This window comes from Phenylobacterium sp. (genome assembly GCF_037968635.1).
Lineage (GTDB): Bacteria > Pseudomonadota > Alphaproteobacteria > Caulobacterales > Caulobacteraceae > Phenylobacterium.
This window is the reverse complement of the sequence record NZ_JBBKVV010000079.1, coordinates 1-16,042: the sequence shown is the minus strand read 5'-3', so window position 1 is coordinate 16,042 and position 16,042 is coordinate 1. Positions and strand designations below refer to the sequence as shown.

Below are 16,042 nucleotides of genomic sequence, written 5' to 3'. Positions count from 1 at the left end.
GTTCCTCAGAGCTTTCTGGGCGGCAGGCCCGGGAATGAGGGGCGGGCGCCGCAGCGAGTCGGCGTCCTGGCGGCGCAATGACCGCCCATCAGCTGATCGCGCTGGCGGTTCTGATCGCCGTGATCGTGGCCCTGATTTGGGGTCGTTTGCGCTCGGACGTCGTCGCCCTGGCGGGCGCGGCGGTCCTGCTCGCCACCCGCACGATCCGTCCGGTCGAGGTCCAGGGCGCCTTTGCGAGCCCCGCGATCATCGCCCTGGCCAGCCTTTTCGTCATCGCCTACGCCATGGAGTTGTCGGGCCTTCTTGGCCTGATCATCCGACATGCGATCCGCCTCTGCTCACGCATGGGTGTTCTGGGAATCTGGCTTGTCATCACCGCCTGCGGCGCGGCCTCCGCCTTCCTGAACAATACGCCCATCGTGGTGTTGTCGGCGCCCGTGGTTCGCGACGTGGCGCAGTCCATGAATCTGCCACCCAAGCGTTTCCTGATTCCGCTGTCCTACGCATCCATCCTCGGGGGCGCCTGCACCCTCATCGGCACCTCCACCAACCTGCTGGTCAACGACATGGCCCGGAATGCCGGGCAACCTGGGTTCGGCCTGTTCGAAATCACGCCGGTTGCGCTGATTGTCGCCCTGGCTGGGGGCGTCTACCTCTTCCTGTTCGGCGGTCGCCTGCTGAGCGGAGCCGAGGAGGAAGACCCGCCCGAGCCGCTGCCGGCCAAGGCTGCTCAGGCGACCGGGGACGATCCGAATCTGGTGCCGGTGAACCGTGACTTCCGACCTTACGAGGCCATCGTCTCCCTCACGGTTTTTGTCGGCGTGGTGGCGGCCGCGGCCTTCGGACTCGCACCGATCGCCGCCTCGGCCTTCGCTGGGGCGGTCTTGCTGGTGCTTCTGCGGGTGATCAGTGTTGATGACGCCTACAAGGGGCTCCGCCCGGACATTCTGCTGCTGATCGCCGGCATGGTGGTGGTGGGCCTCTCGCTGGAGGTCACCGGCCTGGCCTCGCTGGCCACAAACGCTCTGGTGGGATGGGTCAAGGTGCTGGGCCCAGGTCTGGCCCTTGTCCTGCTCTACGGCGCGACCTTGTTCCTGACCGAAATCCTCTCCAACGCCGCGGTCGCCGTGCTGCTCACCCCCGTCGCCGTGGCGCTCGCCGAGAGCCTGGGGGTCAGTCCGCGTCCCTTCCTGATTGGAATCATGATGGCGGCCAGCGCGGCTTTCGCCACGCCCTTCGGCTACCAGACCAACGTTCTGGTCTTCCAGCTGGGCCGCTATTCCTACATGGACTTCGTGCGGATCGGCGTGCCGCTCAACCTTCTGACCTGGGCGGTCGGGGCGGCGACCATTCCGTTGTTCTTCCCGTTCTGAGCACACTAAGCGGCTGAATTTTCAACATCTTGTCTCCATCACGCCATTGTTAAGGTTGTGCGGGGCGACAAATGCGACCCCAATCTGATATAATTGGGCTGAGCATCAATTGGATTTGGGGGTCGTATGCATGATATTCAAAGAGAAACTGTACTTGTAGTTTGTAGTGACCCGGCAGTTGCTGATGAGTTGCTTCAATGCTTGTTCCGGGAGGGCGTGAATGCTGTTGGTCCTGTCGCGGATGCGCGAATGGCGCTGGCGATCGCGACCCACACCCAGCCCACCCTGGCGATCATCGCCAACCCGCCCACTGGCCGCCGAGGCGCGGTGGAGCTGGCCCAGACCTTGAAGCGCGACTGGGGGATCAAGTCGTGGATTCTGGACGATGCCGTCTCAGAGCGGGATCAGAGCGCCGGCGACCTGGCCTGGTCGGCGCACCCCATCCAGATCGAGAGCTTGCGCCGTGTCCTTGGCCGGCCAGACGAGATTGACGCGGTCTGTCTGTAACGACCGCTGACGTGGTCTGCGCCGAGCGCCAGCTATCCTCCATGGCGGACCTCCCTTACCCACTGTTTCGTAGTCCCGCCGCCACGCCGTTGATGGTCAGGTGGATGCCTTCGCGCACCTCGGCGGTGTCGTCGCCGGAGCGCCGGCGGCGGATCAGCTCGATCTGCAGATGGTTGAGCGGGTCGATATATGGCAGGCGCGAGCGAATGATCGCCGACAGGTCGGGATTGTTCTCCAGCAGCACCGACTGGCCGGTGATGGAGAGCAGGGCGTTGGTGGTGCGCTCCCACTCGGCGCTGATCGGGCCGAAGATGGCGTCGGCCAGGGCGCGGTCCTCCACCAGGCTCGAATAGCGCCGGGCGATGGCGATGTCGGCCTTCGCCAGCACCATCTCCATGTTGGCCAAGGTCGTGGAGAAGAACGGCCAGTTGTGGTGCAACTCCTGAAGCTGCTCGGGCGGTAGGCCCGCCGCCTCCACCGCCGAGCCGAAGCCGTACCAGCCCGGCAGCATCACCCGAGCCTGGGACCAGGAGAACACCCAGGGAATGGCGCGCAGGCCCTCGATGGTGCGGGTGGCCTGGCGCGAGGTCGGACGGCTGCCGATGTTCAGGTCGGCGATCTCGGCGATCGGCGTGGCGGCGAAGAAGTAGTCAGCGAACCCCTTGGTCTCGTAGACCAGAGCTCGATAGGCGCCGAAACTCTCGTCCGACAGCCGCCCCATGATAGTGCCATAGGCCTCTCGCGTGGACACGTCGCGCTTGCGCAGGGACGCCAGCACGACCCCCGCGGTCAGGGTTTCCAGGCTTTGGCGCGCCAGTTGCGGATCGGCGTACTTGTTGGCCACCACCTCGCCCTGCTCGGTGATGCGGATATGACCGTTCACGGTGCCGGCCGGCTGGGCCAGGATGGCGTCGAAGCTCGATCCGCCGCCACGCCCCACGGTGCCGCCGCGACCGTGGAACAGCTGGAGGGAAAGGCCGGCGGCTTTCGTGGCCGCCACCAGGGCGGTCGAGGTCTGGTGCAGGGTCCAGGTGGAGGTGAGGTAGCTGCCGTCCTTGTTGCTGTCCGAATAGCCGATCATCACCTCCTGCCGGCGCTTGCCGGCCAGCAGCCGGCGCACCAAGGGGATGGCGAGGTAGCGGCTCATGGTGACCGGCGCGTCGCGCAGGTCGGCGATGGTCTCAAATAGCGGCTCGGCGAAGATCCGCGTGCCGGCGGGGTCGCCCGGCATGTACAGGCCCACCTCCTTGAGCAGCAGATAGACCTCCAGCAGGTCGGAGACCGAGGTGGTGTTGGAGACGATGTAGGCCTTGATCGCCTCGGGACCGTAGAGCCGGACAGCCTCGGCGGCGGCCTGCAGCACACCATGCTCCTTGACCGTCTCCTCGCTGTAGGCGGCGTAGGGCGAGTGCAGGAGACGGCCGTGCGAAAGCTCCTTGACCAGCAGGTCGCAACGCTCGGCTTCGGATAGGCCCTCGTAGTCGGGGCAGACCCCGGCGACCTTCAGCAGTTCGGCGGCCACCCGGGCGTGGACCGCCGAGTTCTGGCGCATGTCCAGGGTCGCCAGATGGAAGCCGAAACAGTCCACGGCGCGGATCAGATCGGGCAGGGCGCCCTCGGAGAACACTTCGCCGTGCTGGGCGATCAGGCAGTCCTGGAGAACCTGAAGGTCCGCCTGCAGTTCGCCGGGGCTCGTATAGGGCGGGCTGCGGAGGGGCGTCGGGCGCGCCCAGCCGCCGGTCAGCCCGGGGTAGGCCGCCGCCAGCCGCGCGTAGATGCCGGTGAGCGCCCGGCGATAGGGCTCGTCGGCCCGGTTCAGCGAGGTGTCGGGCGATCGGTCGGCCAGGGCCCGCAGTTCCGGCGTGGTCTGGGCCAGGCTTGATGAGATGGAGAGTTCGGCGCCCAGGGCGTTGATCCGCGCCAGGTGGCTGTCCAGGGCCGCCCGCGACTGCCGGGCGAAGGTGTGCCGCATGATGTCGGCGGTGACAAAGGGGTTGCCGTCGCGGTCACCCCCGACCCACGATCCCACCTTCAGGAAGCTGGGCAGGGTGGTGTCCGGCGTCAGGTGTTCCCAGTGGGCATAGAGCTTGGGCAGTTCGGTGAGGAAGCTGCGTTCGAAATACGAGACGGCGTTCTCGATCTCGTCGGTGACCCCCAGCTTAACGCCGCGCAGCAACCGCGTGCGCCAGATGATGGAGATCTGCCGGACCAGGTCCCGCTCGTGACCCGTGCGGGCGTCCTCGTCAGGTGTATCGTGGGCGTCCAGAGCGCGGATGATGGCGCCGGCGCGGTCCAGCAGGCTCTTGCGGCGCACCTCGCTGGGGTGGGCGGTGATCACCGGGGCGATCACCGCGTTGGCCAGCAGCGCCGCCACCTTGTCGGGTCCGACTCCCGCGTCAGCGAGGCTGCGCATGGCGCCGGCCAGGGTGTCGGGGCGGCCCTCGTTCTCGCGGCCACGCCGCCGCTGGATCTGGTCCTCGGCGATGTTTGTGATCTGCAGGAAACAGGCGAACGAATGGGCGAAACGCACCGCATCCGGCAGGGAAAGCTCACGCAGCCGAGTTTCGACGGCTCGGTCGTCCACGCCGGGGCCATGTCTGTGCAGGGCGACGGAGGCCTGGCGGATCTGTTCGATCTCGTCATAGACGGCCAATCCGTCTTCCGAACGGATGACGTCCCCGAGAATGCGACCCAGGAAACGCACCGTGGCGCGGAGCTGAACGGGCAGGGAATGGGGCATGGACGACCTTCCGAAGATGGCGAGGGTCTCGGTATCAAGCATCTCAGCAGACCGGGACTTGACTTATGACACCGGTGTCAACGGGCTCGCAACCCACCAAAGCCACTTCACTTGGCGACAATACCTAAGGACCCGGCCGATAGCTCTGTTCCGTGTGGCCCATCAGTTGCTCCGGGTAGAAGTAGACCTCCCGCAGGTCGCCCGCCGCGTAGCGGTCCGCCTGGTCGTTGAAGTGCTTTGAGGCCGGATCGCCGCTCTCGCCGCCGGCCGTCACCGCCCGCGCGCGGACCCTCTCGCCGAACTCCACCACGGCGACGAAGCTATTGCCGCTGGTCCCATAGTACTTCTTGGTCCCGGGCTTGCGCCCGGCGCCGAAGGAGGCGAGCGAGCCCCATTGGGCCGAGGCGAAGGGTACGGGGATGCTGGGGCCAGCGTCACTGAAGGGCTGCACGAGGTCGCCGGTCAGGCGCTGGAAGCGATTGATCTGGCCCCAGGGCGTGCGCCAGGTCCCGAAGTCCGCCGCCAACCGGTCCGAGGCCACGGCAAGGGCTGTCAGCTTCTGCTCGGCCGTGGTGCGGCTGACCATGTCCTCATAGACCGAGCGCCGCTCGGCGCGGGCGGCGACGGCCACCTCGCTCCATAGCTGCTCGCCCCAGAACACCGCCAGGGAGGTGGCCTGCGACTCCGCCGAGGATCGGCGGTCCCAGCCCCGCAGCACGGCGATCTGGTCGGCCAGCTTCACCTTGAGCGGCTTCGTCCCGGGGGTCTCGTCATAGGCGGCGATCAGTGGCGGGATCAGTGGGTCGAAGGCGGTGAGGCGCGGGTCATACGCCGCCGCGATCAGGGTCGGCAGGGTGAAATCCTTGCGGTTTTTCAGCACCAGGGCCGCGTGGATGCCGCGAGGGTTCTCGCCGGCGGAATCCATGTAGCGAGGGTAGTCGGCCTTCCGTGGGCTTTCCGCGCCGGCCGCCGAATAGGGCCAGTTGTTGGTGTTGGCGATCCAGCCGTTGGACGGGTTCAGCAGGTGAGGCGCCTCATCCAGCGCATGCAGCCCCTTCCAGTCCGTGGCCGGGTCGGCGCCATCCACAGGCCTGGTGTAGTCGAACCGGTCGTCGCGCCTGGGAATGAACTGCGGGTGCAGATAGGCGACCGCGCCCTTTGAGTCGGCGAACAGAGTATTGTTCGACGAGTTCGCCTGCAGGGCCATGACCTTCATGTAGCTGGCGTAGTCGGTCGCCTTGGTGCGCAGGAACGACTGGCTGAGCGTGGCGATGGGCTTGTGCATCAGGGCCACGGCGATCCACTTGCCGCCGGCCTCACGGACGATGGGGCCGTGGTGGGTGCGGTAGACGGTGAAGGTCTTGGCCTTCATCGACCCGTCGGTGGCGCGGTAGGGTACGGAGATGAGCCTGGTGATGACCGGCCGGTTCTCGCGCCCGTAGCGATAGGTCAACTTGTCGCCGCTGATCGTCTCGGCGAACTCGTCGATGGAATCCAGGCCGCTGGTGGTGTGCATCCAGCCGGCCTTGGCGTTGAAGCCCTGGTAGATGAAGAACTGCCCCCAGGTCGCCGCGCCGTAGACGTTCAGCCCCTCGTCGCTGGTCACCTGCTGTTCGGAGCGGAAGAAGAAGCTGGTGTGCGGGTTGATCAACAATAGGGCGTGACCGGCGGCGGTGGCGTCCGGCGCGATGGCGAAACCGTTGGAGCCCGAGGGCTCCTTGAACCGGGCCAGGGCGACCTGTTCCTCGCCCATCGAGGTCTGGCGGCCGCCGTAGAAGGCTTCGAGTTGGGCGAGGGAGATGCTCTCGATATCGCCGCCGATACTGCCCTCGGTGAAGGAGAGCGCCATCCAAGGCTCGAAGCGCTTGATCACCCGGGGCGTCACCTTGGGATGGGTGGCGAGGTAGTAGTTCAGGCCGTCGGCCCAGGCGGTCATCAGGGTCTGCAGCCAGGCCGGGCTCTTGGCGTAGTCGGCCTTCAGGTCGGCGGGATCGATGAACATCTTCATCCGCAGGTCCTGCCAGACAGCCTTCTCGCCCTCAGCCTCGGCCAGCCGGCCCATGGCGTTGATGTAGTTGGTCTCCACACGGTTGAAGTCGTCCTCGGCCTGGGCATAGACCATGCCGAACACCGCATCGGCGTCGGTCTTGCCGCGCACGTGGGCGATGCCCCAGTCGTCGCGGACGATGCTGATTCCGGCCGCCAGTTTCTCCCACCGGGCGCTGTCGGTCGCGGTCGCAGCGGCGGCCGGGGCGGCGAAGGCGAACAGGGCGACGAGGGCGAGGGCGCGCAGGAGCATGTGCATGCCGCGACGCTAGGGTCTGGTCCGGGCCACGGCAACGCCGCCCCACGGGAAATCGGCGCCTGGCGACCCGTCGCTAGGGGATGAGGCGCCGGGCGGCGGCCTCGAGCACGTCCTGCGTCTGATCCACGGAAAGGCCCTGTTCCTCCCGCAGCCGTGACCAGGCCTCGAAGCTCAGCAGCAGGTCGAGGACTTCAAGGGTCTGGGGATCGACCGCGTCCCCCACCACGCGTTCGAGGATCTCCCGTAGTCTTTGGGACAGGCGGTTGGCGTCGTCGCCCAGGAACCGCGAGCGGTGGCGGAAGGCGTCGGAAGCCTTGCGGAAGGGCCCGATCTTCTCGAAGGCCACGCCACGCCGGCCCACCAGCTCCACCACCCGGCCGCGCCAGTCGGAGGCCTTGAAGGGCTGGTCGGCCACAGCCTGAACCTCGGCCTCGATGGCCTCGGACATCTCGCGGTAGAGGCTGTCCATGTCGCTGAAATGCCGGAAGACGGTGCGCAGGCCGACATCTGCGCGGGCCGCCACCTGTTCCGCGCTGGGGGCGATCTCGCCCGACTGCACGATCTGCAACATGGCCGCGACGATACGGGCGCGATTGTCCTCGCCCCGCTTGCGCCGGCCGTCGGACGAGCCCCCAGGCTCGACAGTCTTCACGTCCGCAAGGTCCGCCACGCGATCTCACTCATCCAGCCTACAACCGGTGATTAAGGCCGCTCGGGCGCTCGCGCCAGTACTCAGACGAAGAGCGCCATGCATCCGGTTGCCGCAAGGACGGAATCGACCCGCGCGAGGGCGCCGGCGTCCAGCTCCGCCCGCGACGATCGCAGCCATTGCAGGCACTTGGCCTGATAGGGGAAGGGCTGCTGGCTCCAGGCCTGGCCGTCCACCACCGCAGCGACATCCGGCGCGCGCTCCATCACGGCTCGCGCATTGGCCAGCATGACCGGCGGATAGACCCGGCCGATCTCGGTGAGCAGGGCGATGAGCGTCTGCGGCAAGGCGTCGATGTCGTTCCAGCCGTCCTGCGTGGGCTCGACCCCGGACTGATCCTCCATCATGCCGACCCAGGCGGTGACGCGCGGCGCGATCTTCAGGGTCAGCGCCATGGGGGTCGGGTCGAACTCGGCCAGTTGGGTCATCTGGCCGAAGATCGCGAAGTCGGCGGAGGAAGGCCGCTGCCCCAGCACATAGGGCTGCCCGGTCAGATGGGCGTCGAAGGCCTTCAGGAAACGTACATAGGCCGCCTCGATCACCGGGCCGGTGGTGGGGTTGGAGCCGACATAGCGTAGGCGTCCGATCTGCCGCTCCGCGAACATCGCGCCGCGGGCCTCCAGTACGTCGTCCGGGACGCAGAATCCGCGCCAGCAGGGCAGGATGGCGGCGGCCTTGGCGATGTCGGCCTCGTAGGCCCAGCGGTAGTGGAACATGGCCTTGGTCAGCCACTCGTCCGCATAATCCTCGATCAACTCGTTCAGGAAGGCGAGCGCCGGGTCCGACGGGACCAAGCTGCGGCCCTCATGCTCCCGCTCCAGCCGCCGGATGATCGGGGTGGAGTCGGTGACCGCCTGAAGGTCTCCCGCCTCATCGGGCAGGTAGAAGGTGGGCAGCAGGGCGACCTTGGGCTGGGGCAGGCCCGACAGGGCCGGGCCGCTGGGCGGCAGGAAGCGGTAGGGGATGCGCCGGTAGCGCAGAACCGCCAGCATCTTGCGGGTATAGGGCGAGCCAGGCGCGCCGGAGAGGGCGATAGGATCCGTCATGCCGGGGTCTCCTCAGCGGAAGGTCATGAGCCGGTTGGAATGGGTGATCTTCGCCGAACCGGCGGGCAAGCTTACCAGGTCGCCGTCGTGGCCCACCCGGATCGGTCCCTTGAAGATGTCCCGCGACTTGCCGAGGAACGGCCCCTCCAGAGCCCGGCTCGGCAGAGGCGGGATGATGTGGGTAAAGAGCAGGGATTTCACGCCGGCCCGCTGGGCGATACCAGCGGCTTGCTCCGGGGTCGTGTGGTAGCTGAGGATGTCATGGAAGATGGCCGCCAGATTGGCGCGACCGTCCGTCAGCGCCGACTTCCGCTGCAGGCCCACCAACTCCGGCGACAGTCCCTCGTGCACCAGGAGGTCGGCGCCCTTGGCGGCCGCCTCCAGACGCGGAGAGGCCGCGGTGTCGCCGCTGATCACCACCCGGCGGCCCTTGTAGACGAAGAGGTAGCCCACGGCCGGTTCCACCGGATTGTGAGGCACGGGGAAGGCGATGACTTTCAGGTCAGGCTCGTCGATCAGCGTCACGTCAGGCAGGCTGGGTCGGGCCTCGAACGAATGGGCCGCGCCGCCGAAACCCGAGGGCGGCGCCACGGCCGCGCCGTGATGGGCGACCCGGTAGCCGCTGTCGAGCACGTAGGCCGACTGGAACCCGGCCACCACCTGCTCGACCCCGGTGGGTCCGTAGACGGGCAGGGGGCTGGTATTGGCGCCGCTGGCCCAGCGCTGCAGCATCAGCTCGCCCAGGCCGTCGATATGGTCTGAGTGGAAATGGGTCAGGAAGACCGCGTCCACCCGCGCCGGCGGCAGGTTCATCAGGGAAAGGTTCTTCGTGCCGCCGGCGCCGGCGTCGACGACGAACAACTTCTTGCCGGCCAGGACTACGGTGCATGGGCCGGCGCGGGTGGGATCGGGCATCGGCGAGCCCGAGCCACACAGGCCAACGTGCAGACCGTCCGGCAGGCCGGCATAGGGATCGCGGGCCATGGCCTGGAGATAGACCTTCTCCATCGCCGCGGTCGCCAGCCTGCCTCGCATCAGCCAGGCGCCCGCAAGAACCACAGTCGCCACACTGATCAGAATCAGGACCGCTGTCCGCCACTTCGACATGTCTTGCCCCCGCTCCGGCTTGACCCGGCAATATATTGACATTCATATTGCCACTAGTTTCGATGAAGAGCCAGAGAGAACTGGCGAGAGGGATGGCATGCAGGTTCTGAGAACCCCGGACGAACGCTTCGCCGGCCTTGCCGAGTGGCCCTTCGGCCCCCACTACGCCCAGGTCACGGACGCCGACGGCACGGTCATGCGTCTGGCCTACGTGGATGAAGGCCCCCGCGACGGGGCTGTCGTGGTGCTGATGCACGGGGAGCCATCCTGGGCCTATCTCTACCGCAGGATCATCGCCGCCCTTGTGGCCAAGGGCCATCGGGTGGTCGCCCCTGACCTGATCGGTTTTGGACGGTCGGACAAACCGACCCTGCGCACCGACTACACCTACGCCCGCCACGTCGACTGGATGAGCCAGTGGTTCGCGGCGATGGCGTTGAACCGGGTCACCTTGTTTTGCCAGGACTGGGGCGGGCTGATCGGCCTGCGCCTCGTGGCGGCCTTCCCCGACAGGTTCGCGGGCCTGGTGATCGCCAACACCGGCCTGCCGACAGGTTCAGGCATGACCGACGGATTCAAGGCCTGGCTGGAGTTCAGTCAGTCGGTTCCGGAAATGCCGATCGGCATGATCGTCAACATGGGGACCGGCCGCGACCTCTCGCCAGAGGAAGTCGCCGCCTATGACGCGCCCTTCCCGGACGAAACCTACAAGGAGGGCGCGCGTCAGTTTCCGACCTTGGTTCCGGTGACGCCCGAGCATGGGCAGGTGGCGGAGAACAAGGTCGCCTGGGAGGTGCTGGAACGGTTCGACAGGCCGGTGATCACCGCCTTCAGCGATGGCGACGCCGTCAGCCGCGGCGGGGACGTCACCTTCCAGACTCGCATCCCGGGCGCCAAGGGGCAGCCCCACGTCACGACAAAGGGCGGCCACTTCCTGCAGGAGGACTGCCCCGACGATCTCGCCGCCATCCTCGACACCATGATCCGCGCCCGGAGCTGAACCATGAAGGTTGAAAACGCCGTCCTGCCGCCGATGGCCCAGGCGATGGAGTTCTTCGGCGCGCCGGAAGACGGGCCCTTCGTGATGGTCAACCTGCTTAAGTTCAGGTCTACGGCCGAGTACGCCGACGGCTCGGACGCTCATCTGACGGGCCGCGAAGCCTATGCCCGCTATGGCGAAGGCGTGACGAAACTGGTGGAGGCCCAGGGTGGCGCCATGCGCTACAGCGGCGAGGTCACCGGACTGATGATCGGCGAGGTGGAGGACCTCTGGGACGTGGTGGCGCTGGTCGAGTATCCATCTCTTGCCGCCTTCCGCGACATGGCGATGTCTCCGGAGATGGCCGCCATCGAACACCACCGCAAGGCGGGCTTGGCCGGTCAGCTCAACCTCAAGACCAAGGCGCGGGGCTAGGCTTTCGCACCGGGATCCCGGAGCGCCGATCTGCGTTCGGGATGACGGGTCTGGCGATCCGTCAGTTGTCCCAGAGGATGTATTCCTCGCCGGCCTTCTGCGGCTGGCCGCTCGGGTGGTCGATGAAGACCGGGCCTTGGAGCAGGGAGGGCCACATGGGCTTGGCCGTCTGGGTGTCCTGGTCGCGGAGCAGGGCCTTAAGGGCGATGACCTTGTCAGGCTTCGCCTTGGAGAGATCGTGCTGTTCGGTGGGGTCGGTAGCCAGGTCGTAGAGCCAGACCTTCTCGCGCGCGCCGTTGACCTGCAGCTTCCAGTCGCCGTCCAGTACGGTGCTGTACTGGCCCGAGCGCCAGAACAGGGTCTGGTGTGGGCGGCCCGTGGCCTTGCCCTGCAGGTAGGGCATCAGGTCGACACCGTCGATCACCCGGTCCTTGGGAACCGCCGCCCCGGCCGCGCCCGCGGCGGTGGCGAAGATGTCGATGTGGCTGACGGGGTTGGCATAGCGTGACCCGGGCGTGATCTGGCCCGGCCAGCGCATGAAGAACGGCGCGTGGATGCCGCCCTCGAAGAAGGTGGACTTGAAGCCGCGATAAGGGCGGTTGACCTCGGGCAGGCCGACATAGCCCGCGCCGCCGTTGTCGCTGGTGAAGATCACCAGGGTGTTGTCGTCCAGGCCCTCATCCTTCAGCGCCTGCAGCACGCGCCCGACATTGCGATCCAGATTGCGCACCATGGCGGCGTAGACCCGCAGGCGATGATCCTTGATCTGCGGCAGGGCGTCGTAGTCGGCCTTGGTGGCCTGCAGCGGCGTGTGGATGGCGTTGGGCGCGTAGTACATGAAGAATGGCCGGTTCTTGTTGGCCTTGATCGCACTGACTGCCTCATCGGTGAGGTAGTCGGTCATGTAGCCCTTTGGCGCGAACATCTTCGAGCCGTTATGCTGCACCTGGTAGGGCAGGTTGGGCCACAGGAAGCGGTCGATAGGGTCCCAGGGTTGCTTGGCGTTGACGACGTCGGGCGCTTTTTCCGGCAGGTACATCGAACCGCCGGCGATGAAGCCCAGGCTCTCGTCGAAGCCCTGGGCCTCCGGCCGGGAGCCGTCAGCGCCGCCCAGGTGCCATTTGCCCAGGTGGATCGTCTGGTAACCTCTGGTCTTCAGCACTTCTGCGATGGTGAGCTCGCTGGCCGGCACGCTCAATGTGTTCATCGCGGTGGGTGTCGGCGAGGTGCTGCCGGCCGGCATGTCCTTGACCCGGTCCGGGAAGAACTTCGGTTCTACGATGGAGTCCGGCTCCGCCTCGGTGCCCACCAGCTTGGCGAAGGCGACGGGGGCGGGAGTGAATTCGAAGCCGAAGCGCGTGGGGTAGCGCCCGGTCAAGATGGCGGCCCGCGACGGGGCGCAGGTGGCGTTGCCCGCATAGCCGTTCACGAAGTCGACGCCGTCACGACCGATGGAATCGATGTTCGGCGTCGGGACCACGCCGCCGGCGACGCCGCCGCCGTTGAAGGTGATGTCGTTGAACCCCAGGTCGTCGGCCAGGATGAAGACTACGTTCGGCGGCCGCTCGCCAGGGGCCGGCGCCGCGGGCCCCTGGGACCAGGTCACCGGTTGATTGGCTTCGACATGGGGCAGGCGGGCATGGGCGATCATGCCAAGGATGGCCGGCTTGTTCATTGCGGCCACGCCAACACCCGCCGCCAGGACGAGGGCTGTAGCGCCGAGCCAGATGCGCTTCCTCATAGTCTTCCTCCAGGCGGCAACAGTTATTGGCATGGATCGTGTCATTATATTCAATGGACGGCAAGAGCGCCGTCGCCGCGGCCTCAGCGGCTAGGAGCTTCCGGTCTCTGACGATCGCGCAGCGCTGCGGCGCTCTGCGCTCGCCACGGGGAGTCGGTTCGGCCTGCGACTATTATCGGGTCCCGTCGGCCGCGCGCGGGAGGCGCGTCTACCCTGGTGTGCAGGCTGGATGGAACAAGGCGCCCAGGGCTGCATTACCTTGCCAGATGGTTAACGGGACCGTTAGGGTGAAGCTCTGCCCTCCGTCGGCCTGGGTTTTCATCCAGAGCCGAGGCGCGGCACGTTTCGATGTGGGGGTTGCATGAAATACATACTTATCGCTGGAGCGGCGCTCCTGATGTCCGCTGGCGGCGCCGGCGCCCAGGATCGCTATGGCTACGACCGGCCGCAGATGGTGCGGGACTGTCCGAACGAGTCCTATCACCGTCCTGAGGATGGGTGTCTCTGCGACAAGGAAGCGGTCTTCTACCGGCCGACCGCGCCGTGGGCCAACATCCGCGTTCAAAGCCCTGGCGTCCGCGTTCATGGCCGTCCGGTCTATGTCGCCTCGGGCCGGATCGATATCCAGGGTCCGCCGGTCTATGTGGACGCGCCGCCGGTGCGCATCGCCGCGCCGCAGATCTATCTGCATCGGCCCCAGGTCTATGTCCGCCCGTCGGATGTGACGGTCGAGCCGCCGCAAATCCACTATTCGGGTTGCGAGGACGGCGCGACCTGCCCGCCTCCGAGCGGCGGTCACTAGGGCCGTCCAAGGGTTAGCCGAAGCCGGCTGTCCTCCAGGATGCGCGCGTTTGCCTTGAGTCTAAAGCTGCGGGTCGGATGATTCCTTCTGACCCGCAGCCCTACTCCAGTCACCTCGAAATGGACCAGGCCGGCCCACGTCGGGCCTGCCTTCATGCATGGATCATCGGGTCGGAGCCGCCTGGCCCCGAAAGACGGCGAACCGGTTGTCGCCCGACCTAGGGGCGATGCGATCAGGTGGAACCGACTGAACGCTGACTTGTGCTGTAGTCACAGATGTTCAGTGCCGAATTCAGTCTTCCAGAGGAGTCATCCCGCTCTAGGGCGCGCAGAACGCCTGGGCCTCCCGCGCGAGGGTCAGGTCGCCGGCCTTAAGGGCGGACTTCACCGCCTCGGAGCACTTGTTCTCGCTCAGCAGCTGGGTGACCTGGGTGCGCAGGGCCTTTCGCGCCGTGGCCGCATCCCGCAGTCGGCGGGCTTCGCGACGGTCCTTCGGCAGGCATAGCGACATCCAGCCCGCGTCTGCGCAATCGGCGATCAGCTTGACCTGCCGGGCGGCCTCTGCCGCGTCCTCGGCGCGGGGCTGTGGGACTTGTGGTGACGCCGATGCCGGCGCTGGAGCCAGGGTGATCCGCGGTGGCGGCGCATTGGCCGCACCTACCAGGGTGACCGCCGGAATGGTGTAGTGGCAGACCCAACCGCCGCCGGTCATCTCGCAGGCTTGCAGCGTCGCGTGTTCCCCCTCGACGGGTGGAGCGGCCGCAAGGGCGAGCAAGAGCGAAATCATGGCCGGCACCCTCCGCCTGGTCCCCTTCAGCCAGTATAGCCGACGGTGGCCAAGGGCCAAAGGTTCCTAAGCCGTCACGATGTGACGAAATAGCGTGTCCCGTGCGCGCGCGCGGCGTCCTAGCTGGCGTCGAGGCGATCGGTGATGGCCCACAGGCCGTCGACCACGGACTTCAGCTGGTCGGCGTCCTTGTCGTCCTTGCTCCAGATCAGGCGAAGGGCGTTCACGTGGACGCCGATCGAGCCCCAGTCCTGGCGGCTTTTGGTCCTCAAGCGGTCGGTCAGTTCGCACAGGCTGTAAGAGGCATCGCACAGCGTACGCATGTCGAACATGCCGGCGATGTCGAGGACGACGGCGCTTTCCACATAGATGTCGTCGGCCGAGGCGGTCTTCTCGGAGCACATGATCTCCATGCGGCCGATGGTGACGCCCAGCGACTTCTTGGCGTCACCGGCCTGGGCCGCGAGCTCGCGGCGCGCGCGCTGGGTGGCGATGTCGGCGGTCATGCCGCCGGGCTTGGCCAGCTGCTGCGACAGGCGGTTCTGGACCTTGATGAACTCGGTCTTGCTCAAATTTGCACCCGTGCAGGCTTCATAAGCATATCGACTTCGTTCTGATCCATGTTGGGATCGGTGGCGGCGCCGACGTGGGTGGACAGATCGTCCTTGCGGCGACCCTTGATCCCGAGGGGTGGGCCGAGGTTCTTGAAGCGCCGGTCAGGACCAACATAGTTCTCGGCCTTGACCATCTGACGTTCGTCCCGGGCGACCCAGAAAATCCGCTGCAGCAGGATCTCAGGCGTGAACGGCCGGGTAAGGATGAAGTTGGCGCCGGAGTCGCGGCTCTTCTCGACCATGCTGCGCGGGGCGTGACCGGTGAGCATGATGACAGGGGTGAAGATCAGCTCCGGCGGCGCATCCCGGCGCAGCCAGCGGACGAAGTCGTAGCCGTCCATGTCGGGCATCTGGGCGTCGGTGATGACCAGGTCGAGTTCCTGATTCTTCACGTAGTGCATGGCCTCAGCGCCCGAGCCGCACTTGAACTGCTTGCGCACGCCGAACCCACGGACCATCGCGCTCAGGGCCTCGAGCGCTTGGGGATTGTCATCCACAAGCAGCACGACCGAGCGGTCGAGGTTGATCCGAATGTTGGGGTCTAGGGCCATGGGGGTCGGGGGTTTCGCTTCGCTTAGAAGAGGTCTAGGTCGCCGGATTCGGCGGAGGTCAGGGCTTCTGTGTCGCGCGTCACCTGGGCCAGGCGCATGGCGAGGTCCCCCAGGGTCACGCCGGAGATGGCGTCCGACAGGTCGTATGCGCCTCCAGTCTGGGCCTGGTTTGAGAGCCTGCGGGTGAAGGTGGCCAGGGCTGCCAGGTGTTGGGTCAGCACGTCGACAGTCTGAGCCTCGTGCAGGGCGATCTCCAGGGTCTCGCCGCGGCTGAACCGGACGAGCTGGGTGACCAGCATCTCCAGCCGGTCGCAGAGCGCGCCGGCGTGTTCCAGCTCGTTGGCCAG

The 16,042-nt window shown here is 66.7% G+C and carries 15 protein-coding genes; 5 read left to right on the top strand and 10 right to left on the bottom strand.

From position 1 onward, the window contains the following. Positions 1-77: 77 nt before the first annotated feature. Positions 78-1,373 carry an SLC13 family permease gene (locus AAC997_RS09615; protein ID WP_340645478.1) on the top strand — a complete coding sequence of 432 codons (1,296 nt, stop codon included), beginning with the start codon at positions 78-80 and terminating at the stop codon, positions 1,371-1,373. 249 nt (positions 1,374-1,622) lie between these two features. After that, the gene (locus AAC997_RS09610) at positions 1,623-1,880 is read left to right on the top strand and encodes a hypothetical protein (protein ID WP_340645477.1); all 258 of its coding nucleotides are present in this window, start codon (positions 1,623-1,625) and stop codon (positions 1,878-1,880) included. A gap of 55 nt (positions 1,881-1,935) precedes the next feature. On the opposite strand, the gene ppc is transcribed toward AAC997_RS09610, so the two are convergent. The 5 genes from ppc to AAC997_RS09585 form a co-directional block, all read right to left on the bottom strand. Beyond that, positions 1,936-4,620 carry a phosphoenolpyruvate carboxylase gene (gene ppc / locus AAC997_RS09605; RefSeq protein WP_340645476.1) on the bottom strand — a complete coding sequence of 895 codons (2,685 nt, stop codon included), beginning with the start codon at positions 4,618-4,620 and terminating at the stop codon, positions 1,936-1,938. 124 nt (positions 4,621-4,744) lie between these two features. Beyond that, positions 4,745-6,925, bottom strand: a complete 2,181-nt coding sequence (locus AAC997_RS09600; RefSeq protein ID WP_340645475.1) for a penicillin acylase family protein — start codon at positions 6,923-6,925, stop codon at positions 4,745-4,747. A 73-nt stretch (positions 6,926-6,998) separates the two neighbouring features. Next, complete coding sequence (locus AAC997_RS09595; RefSeq protein ID WP_340645474.1) at positions 6,999-7,595, bottom strand: TetR/AcrR family transcriptional regulator; 597 nt, start codon at positions 7,593-7,595, stop codon at positions 6,999-7,001. A gap of 62 nt (positions 7,596-7,657) precedes the next feature. Further along, the gene (locus AAC997_RS09590) at positions 7,658-8,680 is read right to left on the bottom strand and encodes a glutathione S-transferase family protein (protein ID WP_340645473.1); all 1,023 of its coding nucleotides are present in this window, start codon (positions 8,678-8,680) and stop codon (positions 7,658-7,660) included. 12 nt (positions 8,681-8,692) lie between these two features. Then, positions 8,693-9,787 carry a ribonuclease Z gene (locus AAC997_RS09585; RefSeq protein WP_340645472.1) on the bottom strand — a complete coding sequence of 365 codons (1,095 nt, stop codon included), beginning with the start codon at positions 9,785-9,787 and terminating at the stop codon, positions 8,693-8,695. 97 nt (positions 9,788-9,884) lie between these two features. On the opposite strand from AAC997_RS09585, the gene AAC997_RS09580 reads away from it, so the two are divergent. Both AAC997_RS09580 and AAC997_RS09575 read left to right on the top strand, forming a co-directional pair. Beyond that, positions 9,885-10,787 (top strand): haloalkane dehalogenase, encoded by a 903-nt coding sequence (locus AAC997_RS09580; RefSeq protein WP_340645471.1) that lies wholly within the window; start codon positions 9,885-9,887, stop codon positions 10,785-10,787. A 3-nt stretch (positions 10,788-10,790) separates the two neighbouring features. Beyond that, the gene (locus AAC997_RS09575; RefSeq protein ID WP_340645470.1) at positions 10,791-11,201 is read left to right on the top strand and encodes a DUF1330 domain-containing protein; all 411 of its coding nucleotides are present in this window, start codon (positions 10,791-10,793) and stop codon (positions 11,199-11,201) included. Between the two features lie 61 nt (positions 11,202-11,262). Here AAC997_RS09575 and AAC997_RS09570 read toward each other — a convergent pair whose 3' ends face one another. Further along, complete coding sequence (locus AAC997_RS09570) at positions 11,263-12,942, bottom strand: sulfatase-like hydrolase/transferase (protein WP_340645469.1); 1,680 nt, start codon at positions 12,940-12,942, stop codon at positions 11,263-11,265. Between the two features lie 361 nt (positions 12,943-13,303). Here AAC997_RS09570 and AAC997_RS09565 point away from each other — a divergent pair, with 361 nt between their 5' ends. Beyond that, positions 13,304-13,744, top strand: coding sequence for a hypothetical protein (locus AAC997_RS09565; RefSeq protein ID WP_340645468.1), 441 nt, complete (start codon positions 13,304-13,306; stop codon positions 13,742-13,744). A gap of 318 nt (positions 13,745-14,062) precedes the next feature. On the opposite strand, the gene AAC997_RS09560 is transcribed toward AAC997_RS09565, so the two are convergent. The 4 genes from AAC997_RS09560 to AAC997_RS09545 form a co-directional block, all read right to left on the bottom strand. After that, positions 14,063-14,530, bottom strand: coding sequence for a hypothetical protein (locus AAC997_RS09560; protein ID WP_340645467.1), 468 nt, complete (start codon positions 14,528-14,530; stop codon positions 14,063-14,065). Between the two features lie 119 nt (positions 14,531-14,649). Further along, positions 14,650-15,102 carry a hypothetical protein gene (locus AAC997_RS09555; protein WP_340645466.1) on the bottom strand — a complete coding sequence of 151 codons (453 nt, stop codon included), beginning with the start codon at positions 15,100-15,102 and terminating at the stop codon, positions 14,650-14,652. Next, the gene (locus AAC997_RS09550; protein WP_340645465.1) at positions 15,099-15,695 is read right to left on the bottom strand and encodes a response regulator; all 597 of its coding nucleotides are present in this window, start codon (positions 15,693-15,695) and stop codon (positions 15,099-15,101) included. The genes AAC997_RS09555 and AAC997_RS09550 overlap by 4 nt, the downstream gene beginning before the upstream one ends. A 23-nt stretch (positions 15,696-15,718) precedes the next feature. Beyond that, the coding region (locus tag AAC997_RS09545; protein WP_340645464.1) for a hypothetical protein at positions 15,719-16,042 on the bottom strand (324 nt) is incomplete at its 5' end.

Bases quoted from the DNA above. Each gene is read 5' to 3' on its own strand.
- AAC997_RS09590 (WP_340645473.1), bottom strand. From the start codon at position 8,680: ATGACGGATCCTATCGCCCTCTCCGGCGCGCCTGGCTCGCCCTATACC.
- AAC997_RS09570 (WP_340645469.1), bottom strand. From the start codon at position 12,942: ATGAGGAAGCGCATCTGGCTCGGCGCTACAGCCCTCGTCCTGGCGGCG.
- AAC997_RS09585 (WP_340645472.1), bottom strand. From the start codon at position 9,787: ATGTCGAAGTGGCGGACAGCGGTCCTGATTCTGATCAGTGTGGCGACT.
- AAC997_RS09550 (WP_340645465.1), bottom strand. From the start codon at position 15,695: ATGGCCCTAGACCCCAACATTCGGATCAACCTCGACCGCTCGGTCGTG.
- AAC997_RS09615 (WP_340645478.1), top strand. From the start codon at position 78: ATGACCGCCCATCAGCTGATCGCGCTGGCGGTTCTGATCGCCGTGATC.
- AAC997_RS09600 (WP_340645475.1), bottom strand. From the start codon at position 6,925: ATGCACATGCTCCTGCGCGCCCTCGCCCTCGTCGCCCTGTTCGCCTTC.
- AAC997_RS09575 (WP_340645470.1), top strand. From the start codon at position 10,791: ATGAAGGTTGAAAACGCCGTCCTGCCGCCGATGGCCCAGGCGATGGAG.
- AAC997_RS09565 (WP_340645468.1), top strand. From the start codon at position 13,304: ATGAAATACATACTTATCGCTGGAGCGGCGCTCCTGATGTCCGCTGGC.
- AAC997_RS09610 (WP_340645477.1), top strand. From the start codon at position 1,623: ATGGCGCTGGCGATCGCGACCCACACCCAGCCCACCCTGGCGATCATC.
- AAC997_RS09560 (WP_340645467.1), bottom strand. From the start codon at position 14,530: ATGATTTCGCTCTTGCTCGCCCTTGCGGCCGCTCCACCCGTCGAGGGG.
- ppc (WP_340645476.1), bottom strand. From the start codon at position 4,620: ATGCCCCATTCCCTGCCCGTTCAGCTCCGCGCCACGGTGCGTTTCCTG.
- AAC997_RS09580 (WP_340645471.1), top strand. From the start codon at position 9,885: ATGCAGGTTCTGAGAACCCCGGACGAACGCTTCGCCGGCCTTGCCGAG.